15 protein-coding genes are annotated in these 11,628 nt (G+C 69.5%); 13 read left to right on the top strand and 2 right to left on the bottom strand.

Features of this window, described 5'->3' with window-relative positions; all coding sequences use genetic code 11:
- The first annotated feature begins 13 nt into the window (after positions 1–13).
- The 9 genes from IG02_RS0110095 to IG02_RS37705 all read left to right on the top strand — a co-directional run bounded on the left by IG02_RS0110095 (position 14) and on the right by IG02_RS37705 (position 5,786).
- Positions 14–523 carry a hypothetical protein gene (locus tag IG02_RS0110095; protein ID WP_030744431.1) on the top strand — a complete coding sequence of 170 codons (510 nt, stop codon included), beginning with the start codon at positions 14–16 and terminating at the stop codon, positions 521–523.
- A gap of 39 nt (positions 524–562) precedes the next feature.
- Positions 563–838 carry a hypothetical protein gene (locus IG02_RS0110090; RefSeq protein WP_030744430.1) on the top strand — a complete coding sequence of 92 codons (276 nt, stop codon included), beginning with the start codon at positions 563–565 and terminating at the stop codon, positions 836–838.
- A 66-nt stretch (positions 839–904) separates the two neighbouring features.
- Positions 905–1,651, top strand: coding sequence for an N-acetylmuramoyl-L-alanine amidase (locus IG02_RS0110085; RefSeq protein WP_030744428.1), 747 nt, complete (start codon positions 905–907; stop codon positions 1,649–1,651).
- A gap of 8 nt (positions 1,652–1,659) precedes the next feature.
- Positions 1,660–1,818 (top strand): holin, encoded by a 159-nt coding sequence (locus IG02_RS39065; protein ID WP_078854347.1) that lies wholly within the window; start codon positions 1,660–1,662, stop codon positions 1,816–1,818.
- Between the two features lie 74 nt (positions 1,819–1,892).
- Positions 1,893–2,225, top strand: a complete 333-nt coding sequence (locus IG02_RS0110075; protein ID WP_030744426.1) for a hypothetical protein — start codon at positions 1,893–1,895, stop codon at positions 2,223–2,225.
- An 829-nt stretch (positions 2,226–3,054) separates the two neighbouring features.
- Positions 3,055–4,266, top strand: a complete 1,212-nt coding sequence (locus IG02_RS0110070) for a helix-turn-helix domain-containing protein (RefSeq protein ID WP_030744424.1) — start codon at positions 3,055–3,057, stop codon at positions 4,264–4,266.
- A gap of 103 nt (positions 4,267–4,369) precedes the next feature.
- Complete coding sequence (locus IG02_RS36160; protein WP_051764755.1) at positions 4,370–4,840, top strand: hypothetical protein; 471 nt, start codon at positions 4,370–4,372, stop codon at positions 4,838–4,840.
- Positions 4,837–5,538 (top strand): hypothetical protein, encoded by a 702-nt coding sequence (locus IG02_RS37710; RefSeq protein ID WP_158712268.1) that lies wholly within the window; start codon positions 4,837–4,839, stop codon positions 5,536–5,538. Before IG02_RS36160 ends, IG02_RS37710 begins: the two co-directional genes overlap by 4 nt.
- Complete coding sequence (locus tag IG02_RS37705) at positions 5,535–5,786, top strand: hypothetical protein (RefSeq protein WP_051764753.1); 252 nt, start codon at positions 5,535–5,537, stop codon at positions 5,784–5,786. Before IG02_RS37710 ends, IG02_RS37705 begins: the two co-directional genes overlap by 4 nt.
- Before the next feature lie 909 nt (positions 5,787–6,695).
- Here the strand turns inward: IG02_RS37705 and IG02_RS0110045 are convergent.
- Both IG02_RS0110045 and IG02_RS0110040 read right to left on the bottom strand, forming a co-directional pair.
- Complete coding sequence (locus IG02_RS0110045) at positions 6,696–6,929, bottom strand: helix-turn-helix transcriptional regulator (RefSeq protein ID WP_030744418.1); 234 nt, start codon at positions 6,927–6,929, stop codon at positions 6,696–6,698.
- Between the two features lie 294 nt (positions 6,930–7,223).
- The gene (locus IG02_RS0110040) at positions 7,224–8,183 is read right to left on the bottom strand and encodes a LuxR C-terminal-related transcriptional regulator (protein ID WP_051764751.1); all 960 of its coding nucleotides are present in this window, start codon (positions 8,181–8,183) and stop codon (positions 7,224–7,226) included.
- 141 nt (positions 8,184–8,324) lie between these two features.
- Between IG02_RS0110040 and IG02_RS41465 the strand changes: the two genes are divergently transcribed.
- The 4 genes from IG02_RS41465 (at position 8,325) to IG02_RS0110025 (ending at position 11,605) form a co-directional block, all read left to right on the top strand.
- A complete protein-coding gene (locus IG02_RS41465) occupies positions 8,325–8,507 on the top strand; it encodes a hypothetical protein (RefSeq protein WP_158712267.1) in 183 nt (60 codons plus the stop codon).
- Between the two features lie 380 nt (positions 8,508–8,887).
- Entirely contained in the window at positions 8,888–9,268 is a 381-nt protein-coding gene (locus IG02_RS0110035) for a phage holin family protein (protein WP_030744414.1), read from the top strand.
- 58 nt (positions 9,269–9,326) lie between these two features.
- Entirely contained in the window at positions 9,327–10,469 is a 1,143-nt protein-coding gene (locus tag IG02_RS0110030) for a cystathionine gamma-lyase (RefSeq protein ID WP_030744413.1), read from the top strand.
- Positions 10,470–10,711: 242 nt separating this feature from the next.
- Positions 10,712–11,605: a LysR family transcriptional regulator gene (locus IG02_RS0110025; protein WP_030744411.1), complete on the top strand. Its 894-nt coding sequence runs from the start codon at positions 10,712–10,714 to the stop codon at positions 11,603–11,605.
- Positions 11,606–11,628: the final 23 nt, after the last annotated feature.

The following is an 11,628-nucleotide window of genomic DNA, read 5'->3' as shown; positions in this document are numbered from 1 at the left end:
AGAAGGGGGCCCCGTGCCCGATCTCGTTCCGGCCGGCGCACGCGTCCGCGTCGGAGACATCAACAACCGCGCACCCGTCCTGGTCGTCTACGAGGCGATCACCTCGTCCACCGCCGGCACCACCTCCACCGGCGCGCAGCCCGCCATCACCACCGACCCCGTCACCCTGCGCACCGGCCGCGCCTTCCGCATCTGCTACCGCGGCGGCATGACCAGCACCACCTCCGGCCAGCAAGGCACCGTCTTGGTCGCCCGTGGGAGCGCCGGCGGATCCACGCTCCTCAACTCGCAGAGAATCCCCGGCCCGACAGGGCAAGCCGGAACCGTCGGCTTCTACTTCGAGAACATCGTGGTCAACCAGACCGGCGTCGACATCACCACCGTGCTCGTCGGCACCTACCAGATGGTCTATCCCCAGGGCTCGGGCACTATCGGCATCTTCGCCTCTTCGACCACACCGGCCTACGTAGAGGTAGTCGACATCGGACCCGCCGGCGACTACCCCAGCGCCACCCCGCTGTAGACCCCTTCCCCTGGCCACCCCCAGCATCCGGAGGTACATGTGATCAGCCGTCCCGAATACACCGACCCGATAGTCGAGTCCGTCACGCTGAAGGTCGTGGCTGGCCCCGATCTTCAGGGCATCGACGGACCTCAGATCCACATCGCCTTGGGCGACGAGATGTCCCGCGTACTCACAGACGACGACGTGAACGACATCGCCGGCGTCATCGCCAACCGGCTCGCCACGACGTACCCGGCCTACTACGTGGCCGTCGAGCAGCTCTGGCAGACCTACCGGCGAGCGACCGTCCAGGACGTAGCGCACCGCCCCTGAACCACCCGACCACCCTAGCCCCGCGCCGCCCCAGGCCGGGGCTCTCGTCATGCCCAGGGAGGGCACATGGCCATACCGATGACGGCCGAGCAGCTGCTCGCCGCACTGCGTGCTGAGGGCGTCCGCGTCCAGGAGCACAGCGGCTGGCGCACCCACAACCGGAACCACGTGGGCGCCTGGGGCCCCGTGCACGGGGTGATGATCCACCACACCGTCACGTCCGGTACGGACGCGTCCGTACGGATCTGCCGCGACGGGTACTCGACCCTGCCCGGGCCGCTGTGCCACGGCGTGATCGCCAAGGACGGCGTGGTCCATCTGATCGGCTACGGGCGGACGAACCACGCCGGGGCCGGTGACGGCGATGTACTCCGGGCCGTCATCCGAGAGACGTCGCTCCCGTCGCCGAACGAGGCCGACACCGACGGCAACGCCCGCTATTACGGCTGGGAGTGCGTCAATCTGGGCGACGGCAAGGACCCGTGGCCGGCCGCGCAGCTCGGCGCGATCGAGCGGGTGAGCGCGGCGATCTGCCGGGCGCACGGCTGGAACCAGCGCTCGGTGATCGGCCACAAAGAGTGGCAGCCCGGAAAGATCGACCCGCGCGGCTTCACCATGGCCGCGATGCGGGCCCGGATCGCGGAGCGGCTCGCCCTGGCCGCCACGTACACCGTCGGCCGCGGAGACACCTTGTGGTCCATCGCCGCCTCGAAGCTCGGTGACGGCAACCGCTGGCAGGAGATCTCCCGGCTCAACGGCATGAAGGGCACGGCGATCACGCCGGGCCAGACCCTCAAGATCCCCAAGAAGTGAGGACACCTATGTTCACCAAGCGATTCTGGACAGCGACCGGAGAGCGAGCCGTGCGAACGGCTGCCCAGACCCTGGTTGCCACGCTCGGGCTCGACGCCGTGGGCGGCCCGGGCATCACCGAGACCGTCGCCACCACGGACACCCCGCGCGGCCCGACCAGCATCTGATGACCGGCCCGGCGCGGTGTCCGCACCGGGCCGGGCCGGGCGTCTGACCTGTTCCTTGACCGGAGGTATCGCGCGTGGACGCTGTGACGCTCGGCGCCGTGGGCACGATCATCGTCGGGCTCGCAGCAGCGGCCGCAGCCGTGTACGGGCACCGCGGCCAACAGCGCGTCAACCACAGCGGTGCGGTCATGACCGGGTACGGCGGCCTTGTTGACCAGCTCCAGGAGGAGCGCGCCGAACTGCGCGCGCGGATCGCCGAGAAGGACCGCGACCTGGCCGCCGCCTACGCCGAACTGGCCGCCGAACGCGCCGAGAAGACCGCCCTACAAGGCCAGATCAACGACCTGAACGCAGAGATCCGTGAGCTGCGAGCCCGCCTGACGGCCCTGGGAGGGGACCCCCAGTGACGCATCGCCGAGCCGACATCTTCGCCCGCCGCTGGCGCCCGCTCGCGCTGACGGCCGTGCTGCTCGTGCTGTCCGGGGCGGTGGTGCTGGTGTGGCTACGGATCGACCAGGCCGACCGGCGCGCGGCCGAACTCGCCGACGAGGCCAACCGGCGTGGAACAGCTGTCTCGACCTTGGCCGGGGATGTGCGGGTCCTGCGCGCGCAGATCACCGCGCGGGGCGGAACGCCGGCGGCACCGGATCCGACCCACGCGGTAGAGGACCTGCCGGACCGATCCCTGATCCCGGTCCCCGTCCCCGGCCCGCCTGGCCCGCCCGGCCCTCCGGGCAAGCGGGGGGCTACGGGGCGGGATGGCCGGACACCGGACGCGGTTCCTGGGCCGACCGGGCCGCCGGGGGCCGCGGTGACCGGACCGCCCGGGGCGACGGTCACCGGACCGCCGGGCCCGGCAGGACCCGCGGGCCCGGTCGGTCCAGCGGGGCCGGTCGGTCCAGCGGGGCCCGCAGGCGCCGACGGCAAGGCGGGACCGGCCGGTCCAGCAGGACCGGCCGGGCGGGACGGGCAGACGTGCCCCGCCGGGTACACCCTGCGCCCGCCAGCATCCGATCCCGACGCGCTGGTCTGCCGCCGCGACACCGCCCCGGCCCCCGATCCCCAGCCCTCCGGGCCAGCGCCCAGCCCGGCTGTACCCGGCCTCCCAGAACGACGCCGCCCCTGACAGCAGCGCCCCCTTCACCGGCCTACGGGCCGGTGAAGGGGGCTTTCGTGCGTTACCCGGAGCCGACCGGGCGTACCGTTCTGGTTGTCACGCGCAGAACGGAGCCAATTATGCCCGAGCCCAACGACGTTCACATCGGTGCGCGCATGGCGGCACGCCGAAAACTGGCCGGATACACCCAACAGCAACTTGCAGATCACGCCCACCTTTCGTTGGGCACGATCCGCAAGGTCGAACGCGGAGAACGACAGCCCACCCCCAGCGTCCTCACAGGCGTTGCCCGCGTCTTGCACGTCACCGTAGAGGACCTCACCGGTCAGCCGTACCGGGAGCTGCCGCAGGACGAGCAGGTGCACGCGCCTATCACTGAGGTGCGGGCCGCACTGCGGCACTGGGATTTGCCCGGCGACTGGTTCACCAAGCCCCGGTCACTGGCCGCTCTGCGCGCCGATCTTGATGCGGCGACGGAGCACCGAGTCCACGGACGACTCACCAGGCTCGGCGCGGCGTTGCCCGCGCTGCTGGAAGAACTGACCGCATCCGTGCACCTGCGCACGGGCAAGGAACAAAGGCAGGCGGCCCGACTGCTGACGCTCGCCTACGACCTGGCGCATACGCTCACCTACCGGCTTGGCTATCCGGATCTGCGCGGGCAGGTGGAGGACCGCCTACGGTGGTCTGCTGGCCTCTCCGGCGATCCTCTGCTGGTCGCGTTGGCCGAGTACAAGCGCGTCGAGACGTTCAAGTCCGCGCATGAGTACAGCGCCGGGCTGCGCGTCCTGCAAGCTGCTCGGGAGCGGGTGGCCGATGAGGGTCGCGGCCGGGGGGCAGAGTGGGTGACGGTTCTCGGCGGTATGCGCCTGCGGGAGGTAACCCTCGCATCGCGTTGCCGCGATGAGGCAGCGACCGACCACCACCTGGAACAGGCGCGCGCGCTCCTTGACCATCTGCCAGCGGCCGCGGACCAGCGGCACCACAGTGTGGTGTTCGGTCAGGGGAACTTGGCCATCCACGAGATCCAGGCGCGTCTCGAACTTCAGCAGACGGCGGAGGCTGACGAGGTGATCGGCCGGACCAAGACGCTGCCGAAGTCGGTACCACCGACTCGAGTGAGCGCGTTCCACATCAACGTGGCTCGCGTGCACATTGCCGCCGACCGGCGTGAGGATGCGCTGGATCATCTCCAGAAGGCCCGCAAGGCTGCGCCACAGGTGACCAGGTACAAGCCGATGGCCCGGGATGCAGCCTTGTTGCTCACGATGAAGTACCGGCGGACGACTGAAGAGCTCCGGTCGCTCAGTAGCTGGTTCGGGTTGGAGTAAGCAACCCTGACGCACCGACAGAACTACCCCAGCTTGGGGTACTTCCGGTCTTGCCTGGCCTGTTGCATGTGACGTGAGACATAGCCGTCACATGGAGCCGACCATGAAGCAACAGCACCCCCTGGCGCTCACCCCCGTGGAGGAATGGCTGGCGGCCGCGAACGCCAACCCGTCGTCCGCGTATCAAGAGTGGAGCACCGGCCGCCCCGCCGTTCTTGCTGTTGGCGGCACGTTCGACGTGCTGAAGATCCCCGACCGCATCGTCTGCGCGGCGGCTGGCGCCACCGACCCGTCCTCCGTGGGCGCCGTCCTGCGTGCGCTGAGCGGCCCCGTCATCTGGGCACCCGCCTGCTGGTATTACATGCTCGTTCCTGTCGGGCTCGCCGCGTCCTGGCGCTCGTCGGATGCGGTCGCGCTCGGCCGCGGTTCGTACGTTCCTGTGCCCCGTATCGACTTCACTGACCCCCGGGGCACGCACTGGGCCGTCCCGCCCACGCTGCCCGGCCGACTGTGCACGCTCGACTCGGTGACCGCGCTTCTGGCCACCGCCACGCGCCGAGGGAGCGCTTGGTGACCGATATCCTCCAGAGCCAAAAACACCGGGATGCGTACGGCACCCTGCTGGACCACCTCGATGTCTGTCCACCCTGCGCAACCGGCGGAAGCTGCGCATACGGCGCCGCCTTACGGCAGGCAGAACGGCAGGCTCGCACAGCGGTGCCGCACTACCTGCCCGTCAGCGCCCCGCTGGAGCTGATGACCGTGGACGACACCTGGAGCGCGGTCGCAGTGCCGTCCGTATGGGGACACCACGTTCTGGGCGTGCTCGGTGACCGCCTGGTCCCCGTATTCGAGGACCCTGGCCTGCGCCACCTGGTGTGGCCCGTTCCTCCGTCGGGCGCCGAGGACTGGCCCGATGCCAGCGCCGCCGACGTGGTCCACTACGACAGCGGAGACTGCCTCCTCGTCCCCTGCGCCGCCGGATACCACGACGGCACGCGCTGGCTCCGCTCGCCTCTCGTCGCACCGCCGTTCGCTGACCCGGATGTGCTGCGTGCCGCGATCGAGGCCGTCATCGGCCCCCTCGCCGACATCCCCGCACTTGGTCCGGTCGACGTCTGCCGCCACTGCCACACGCCGACCCGTGACGTCCGCCCCGTCGACTACAGCCCCTCGATGAGCGGCCCCGGGATCGTCTCGTACACGTGCCGCCAGTGCTCCGACCGCCACGATGACGGCCGCCACCTCTACGTCGTACCGGAGAAGCCGTGAGCCTCCGTCTCCAGCTCGCACTCCCGAGCGGCGTCGCTCCGGCCCTCGGGCCGTGCTTCATCTGCCGCCGCTCCGCGCTCACCACGATTCGGATCGGGACCATGTCCAGCCCCGGCGGCCCCGGGCACCGCGCGTACGAGACGCCGCTGTTCGCCTGCCGAAGCTGCCTCGGGCACCTCACGCTCATACACCACACCGCGCACGCCGACCCGGCCCGGCCGTACGTGGCCGCCGGCCACCCCAGCTGACTGGAGGATCTGATGCTCTGCGCCCGCTGCGATCAGCCGATTGCACCCCAGGATGTCGACCGCCGCACCGTGGAGACCGGATCGGCCGCTGCACCCGACGTGGTCCTCCACCGAAGCGTGTGCCCGCGGCCCGACTGGGAGCCGCGCCGGTCGCCGGTGCCGCGCCCCTGGTGATCTCCCGTCCGCTGCACCCGGCGGCGCAGCGGGCGGGCTACAGCCCCGGCCGGTCGCTCTCCCCCGTGGGCACCGGCCGGGGCGCCCGCTCCGTAAGGAGGCGAGATCCACCCACCCGAGTGAAAGGAGGGCGGAACAGAGCACATGCCGCACATCGGGGCGTAACACTCGGCGGTCAACCGAGACGAGATGAGAGGACGACATGGCACTCATCTGCCCTCACTGCAAGGTCGCCGAGGCCATCGCCTACGTGGAAAACGAGGACGGAAAGACTCTCTTCCCGTGCCTCTTCTGTGACCAATCACCCAGCGGCGACGCGTTCTCCAGAACGCGGGTGACCGCCCGCTGCTCCACCGCTGCCTGTGCCGGAATGGTCGAAGACCGCTACGAGTTCGGGGCCCGCGGCCGCGTGACCACCGTCAATCGCAAGGCGTGCAGGAGCTGCGGATCATCCAGAACAGGAGACAGCAGGAATGGCTCAAGTGTCGGAGGTCGTACCGTGCCCTACCCCTGGCTGTGACGGATCCCGGTCCGACATCTGGGAGACCGACGAGAAGGGCAGGAAGATCGCCCGGGTAGGGAGTACCCCCTGCCACAAGTGCGGCAGCTGACGTCTGCCCACGTTCACCGCCCTGGCCGCCGTCATCTCTCGTGGACGCCGGCCGGGGCCCGTGCGCAGTATCGACCGGACGTTCCTGGCCATGTTAGGAATCACCCATGCGATACGAATTCGACTTAGTCTCCGACGAGGTCTGACAGCGGCCGACCAACGGCACGCGCGATCCGGATCAGCATCCCCAGATTCGGATTGGTAGTCGCGTACTCGATTCCGTGGATCGTCTTGTGGCTGAGCCCGACGATCTCGCCGAGCCGTATCTGCGTCAGGCCGGCGTCCAACCGGGCCTCACGCAGTCGAACACCGATCTCCTGACGGCGGGAAAGCTCCCAAGCGGGCGGGGGATCGGACACCCAGCCACATTCTGACGATCATGACGCCTTGTCTTTCCCTGGTCAGGGAAATTTTGTGATCAAGATGGTGAGCCGTCCGCGGCCGCCGCACACCACAGGAGGAGTTCGTGCCCGAGCCGTGGCGCAGCCAGACCAGCCACCGCATGGCCGTGGACACCCGCACGGGCGCTATCGGTTATCTCCTTTCCCGGCGCACTAACGCGTGCTGCCTGGAGCCGCTGGAGGGTGGCGCTGCATGGAGCGCGCCCCTGGAATGCGTCCGGGCGGCAACGCCGGCAGAGGTCGCGGCGGTCTTCAGTGGTGGGATCGGTCGACCCGACCCCACCACGCCATGACCTGGTAGATCGTGGTCGCTCCGAGTTGCTCTTTCAGCGCTGCCAGATCAGCGGCGACGGTCCGCGGCGCGAGGCCGAGGCGCGGTGCGATCCGGGACTGTGTCAGACCGGAGGCGAGTTCACTCAGGATCGCGGCCTGGCGGTCGGTGACGATGCTGTCCTCCGGCTCGCCGAGCTCGGACCAGCGGACGGCTCGTCCCCACATCAGCATGAAAATGGACTGTGCCCAGGCGACTACGGCGCGGTCGAAGATGTGCCATCCGGCGTTCCGGTCGGTCTCGTCGTCGCGCGCGAGGTGATCGTCAATGAAGAGGTGCACGCCGTCGATGATCATCATCCGGGGGAAGCTGAGGCGATACGCCCGGACGTCAGCGCCGGCGTCCGCGATCTCCTGTACGTAGGCCCTGGTCTGTGCGTGGGAGTACGCGAGGGTCGTGTAGAGACTTTTGACCCGCACGCCGTTGCCGAGGGCTCGCCAGACGCGCCCTACGCCCTGGCGCAGTATCTCCGGGTCACGGTCGGCCGGCTCGCCGGGCTGCGCGGTCAGGATTTCACGATCGGCCCGTCGGCTCACTTCCTCGATCCGCGCGTTCATCTGCTGCCGGGTCGGCAGGTACTCGCCGCCGGGCCCGCTGTAGAGACGGTCGGAGTCGTAGGCGGCCGTCAGTGTGGCCTCAAGAGTCGGTAGCAGCGCCATGTCCTCGAGCAGCGATGCCATCTCGGTGCGGGCGGCCGTCATCAGCGTCTGCGTGACACCGCGGGGGTCGGCGGCGATGGCCCGCTCAGGATTGGCGGGGTCGGCGGTGACCAGCCCGAGGTCGATGAGCGGCTGAAGGTCGCTGCCTTCCGGTGGCGGCTCGTCTTGCGTGAGCGCCCGGTACGCCGCGATGGCCTCCCGCGACAGGGCTACTCCAGACATTCATCCCCCTATTTCCGTTTTGACGGAATGCAAGAACTTGCAATTGCAAAAACTCGCAGCACCTAACCCCTGGTGCACACTCGTCACTCGTGTAACCGTAAGGCACATGGCCATCACGCAATGGACACAGAGGGGACACCCATGCGTACAACATGCCTGGCGGTCGCATCCGCAGCGCTGGCACTCTTCGCCGCTCTCGTCACCACGCCGGCCGCAGCCGCTCAGCAACTGCACCAAACGCCCCCGCCGGTGACCGCCGACCTTGGATGGGGCACCGCTTCCCCCTCACAGTACGCCGACACGGACGACCTCGGCTGGGGCTGAGCCACCGCACGACATAGGGCCCGGCTCCCGTGATCCGGCGAGTCGGGCCCCGCTATCACCATGTAATGGGGGGACGAAAGGATGTTCAGAACAGCCGTAGCCGCGGTGGTGGGAGCCGTTACGGCCGCCGTGCTGCATCGGTCGCTGAGACGCCAGCTCGATGATCTCCGGGCCGAGGTTGCGGCCGCACGGATCGCAGGGGTTTTCCCGCCCGGTCCTCGAGAGCAGTGATTCTGCGCCCGGTCGGGGCGCCGGACCGTCTCACAACATCTCACAATCTGTGTGGAGAGCTGTGGACCCGGTGGCCCCGACCAGGGACTTTAGCTGTGCTCATGGACTGTCCGGACTCCCTGGACGGCCGCCGTGTCACGATCAGACACATGAAGAATTTCGTAGTCAAGACGATAGCCAACGCGGGCGCCCTCGCGGTCGCGATCTGGCTGATCCAGGACATCACCCTGACCGGCGGAAACGTCGGCAGGAAGGCACTGACGCTGGTACTCGTCGCCCTTCTCTTCGGCCTGGTGAACTTCCTCGTCAAGCCGGTGGTCAAGCTGCTGACGCTGCCGCTGTTCATCCTCACGCTGGGACTGATCACCCTGGTGGTCAACGCCCTGATGCTGCTGTTGACGTCCTGGCTCGCGGGCGTGCTGAACCTGAGCTTCCACGTCAACGGCTTCTGGACGGCCGTACTCGGTGGCCTGATCATCTCGATCGTGTCCTGGGCGCTGCACATCGTTCTCCCCGACAACGAGGACTGACCTCCCCATGAGAGACGAGACCAGCGGAACAGGAGCAAGCGCCGACGACATGGGCGACATGGGTGGTCAGAGGGACCTGAGAGACCTGGGGGACGGAACGCGGGCGGTACGAGCGGGGCTCCCCGACCCGGTTCCGTATGAACCGGCCCTGCCCGGGCCGGTGTTCGCCGCCCACTACCACCTGCCGGGCGAGCCGGCCGGGCCGTACACCTACGGCCGGGACGAGAACCCGACCTGGACCCTGCTGGAGCGGGCCATCGGTGAGCTGGAGGCACCGGGGGAACCCGTCGAGACCGTGGTCTTCGCCTCCGGGATGGCCGCGATCTCGTCGGTCGTCTTCTCCCAACTGGGTGCCGGCGACGCGGTCGTGCTTCCGGACGACGGCTATCAGGCGCTGCCGCTGCTACGAGAACGCCTCGAGGCCTACGGGGTGGAGGTGCGTACCGCGCCGACGGGCGGCGACGCGCAGCTGAGCGTCCTGGACGGGGCCCGCCTCCTGTGGCTCGAGACGCCCTGCAACCCGGGGCTCGATGTGTGCGACGTCCGACGGCTGGTGCGTGAGGCGCACGCCGCCGGCGCCCTCGTCGCCGTCGACAACACCCTGGCCACCCCCCTCGGCCAGCGGCCGCTGGAACTGGGCGCCGACTTCTCGGTGGCCAGTGACACCAAGGGCATGACGGGCCACGGCGATCTTCTGCTCGGCCATGTGACCAGCCGCGACCCGGATCTCGCCGCGGGTGTGCGGCGCTGGCGCAAGATCGCCGGGGCGATCCCGGGGCCGATGGAGGCATGGCTCGCGCACCGCTCGCTGGCCACGCTCCCGCTGCGCCTCGACCGGGCCTGCGCGAACGCGCTGGCACTGGCGCAGGCGCTGCTGACGCGCGACGAGGTGACCGGGCTGCGCTACCCGGGGCTGCCGGGCGATCCCTCGTACGCCGTCGCCTCCGGGCAGATGCGGCGCTTCGGCGCCGTGGTGTCCTTCGTGCTCCCCGACCGGGACCGTGCCGAGCGCTTCCTGGCCGGGCTGCGGCTGGTGGACGACGCGACGAGCTTCGGCGGCGTACGGTCCACCGCGGAACGTCGAGGACGGTGGGGTGGCGACGCCGTACCGGAGGGCTTCATCCGGTTCTCCGTCGGGGCGGAAGACCCCGAGGATCTCATCGCGGACGTCCTGCGCGCCCTGTCGGCGGCGGCCCGCTGAACGGCGTCCCTCCCCTGCTCACCCCACCGTCGGGTTCGTCCGTCGACTGTGGACCGGTCGGTCCGAGCCTCCCCCCTCGTGGCTCGGACCGGCCAGGTTCCACGCGCGGAGAACCATTTGCCCAAGGCTAGTTGACTCTGCGTCAGTGTCCAATCACAGTAGCGACAGACACCTATCGACTTATTTATAGTTAACGGTCCGTAGTCGCCAGGGACGCACGGTTTGAGACGGGAGTGCGCGAGATGGACCTGACTCTGCTGCGCACCTTCGTCACCGTGCACCGCGCCGGATCCTTCACCCGTGCCGCGGCGCTGCTGGGCCTCTCCCAGCCCGCCGTGACCGGTCAGATAAGAACCCTGGAACGGCAACTGGGCCGGCCGCTCTTCCTCCGCCAGGCGCGCGGCGTGACGCCCACGACGATCGGCGACGAGCTGGCGCACCGGGCGGCGCCGCACCTCGACGCCCTGGTCGAGATCACCGAGACCGGGCTCGACGAACACTCCGGTGTACGGACGCTCCACCTCGCGGGCCCCCCGGAGTTCACGGCCCTGCGCGCCCTGCCCGCGCTCGCCCCGCTCACGGCCCAGGGTCTCGCGCTGCGCACCTCCTTCTTCGGCAACGCCGAGGACACGCTGGAGGGGCTGGCCGCCGGGCACCATGATCTGGCCATCGCCGCCGCCCGTCCGCGCGGCGGGCTGTTCACCGCGACTCCGCTCTGCGACGAGGAACACGTCCTGGTCGCGGCGCCCCGCTGGGCGGCCCGGCTGGGCCACACCGTACTGCGCGAGGGACACGTGGTGCTGGAGCAGTTACCGGTGGTGGAGGTGCACGAATCCCTGCCGCTCGTCTCCCGCTACTGGGCGACCGTCTTCGAATCGCGGCCCGCCGCCGCGGGCACCGTGATCGCCCCCGATCTGCGCGCCGTCCTGGAATGCGCCAGAGCGGGCGCCGGACTGGCCGTCCTGCCCCGCTACCTGTGCGAGGGCGCGCTGGAACGCGGCGAGGTGGTGGCCCTGCTCGATCCCCCGGTACCGCCGCTGCGCACGTACTTCCTCGTCGTACGCACCGGCACCCTGCGCCTTCCTCCCGTCGCGAAGGCGCACGAGTGGCTGCTGCGTGCTGCGGTGGACTGGTGACCGGGCACCCGGTGGGCGTTTCA

It is taken from the genome of Streptomyces sp. NRRL F-5135 (genome assembly GCF_000719775.1).
GTDB lineage: Bacteria > Actinomycetota > Actinomycetes > Streptomycetales > Streptomycetaceae > Streptomyces > Streptomyces hebeiensis.
This window is presented reverse-complemented; position numbering and strand designations above follow the sequence as displayed.

Coding starts and splice junctions, on each gene's coding strand:
- IG02_RS0110085 (WP_030744428.1), top strand. CDS start 905: ATGGCCATACCGATGACGGCCGAGCAGCTGCTCGCCGCACTGCGTGCT.
- IG02_RS39065 (WP_078854347.1), top strand. CDS start 1,660: ATGTTCACCAAGCGATTCTGGACAGCGACCGGAGAGCGAGCCGTGCGA.
- IG02_RS0110070 (WP_030744424.1), top strand. CDS start 3,055: ATGCCCGAGCCCAACGACGTTCACATCGGTGCGCGCATGGCGGCACGC.
- IG02_RS36160 (WP_051764755.1), top strand. CDS start 4,370: ATGAAGCAACAGCACCCCCTGGCGCTCACCCCCGTGGAGGAATGGCTG.
- IG02_RS0110040 (WP_051764751.1), bottom strand. CDS start 8,183: ATGTCTGGAGTAGCCCTGTCGCGGGAGGCCATCGCGGCGTACCGGGCG.
- IG02_RS41465 (WP_158712267.1), top strand. CDS start 8,325: ATGCGTACAACATGCCTGGCGGTCGCATCCGCAGCGCTGGCACTCTTC.
- IG02_RS0110035 (WP_030744414.1), top strand. CDS start 8,888: ATGAAGAATTTCGTAGTCAAGACGATAGCCAACGCGGGCGCCCTCGCG.
- IG02_RS0110030 (WP_030744413.1), top strand. CDS start 9,327: ATGGGTGGTCAGAGGGACCTGAGAGACCTGGGGGACGGAACGCGGGCG.
- IG02_RS0110025 (WP_030744411.1), top strand. CDS start 10,712: ATGGACCTGACTCTGCTGCGCACCTTCGTCACCGTGCACCGCGCCGGA.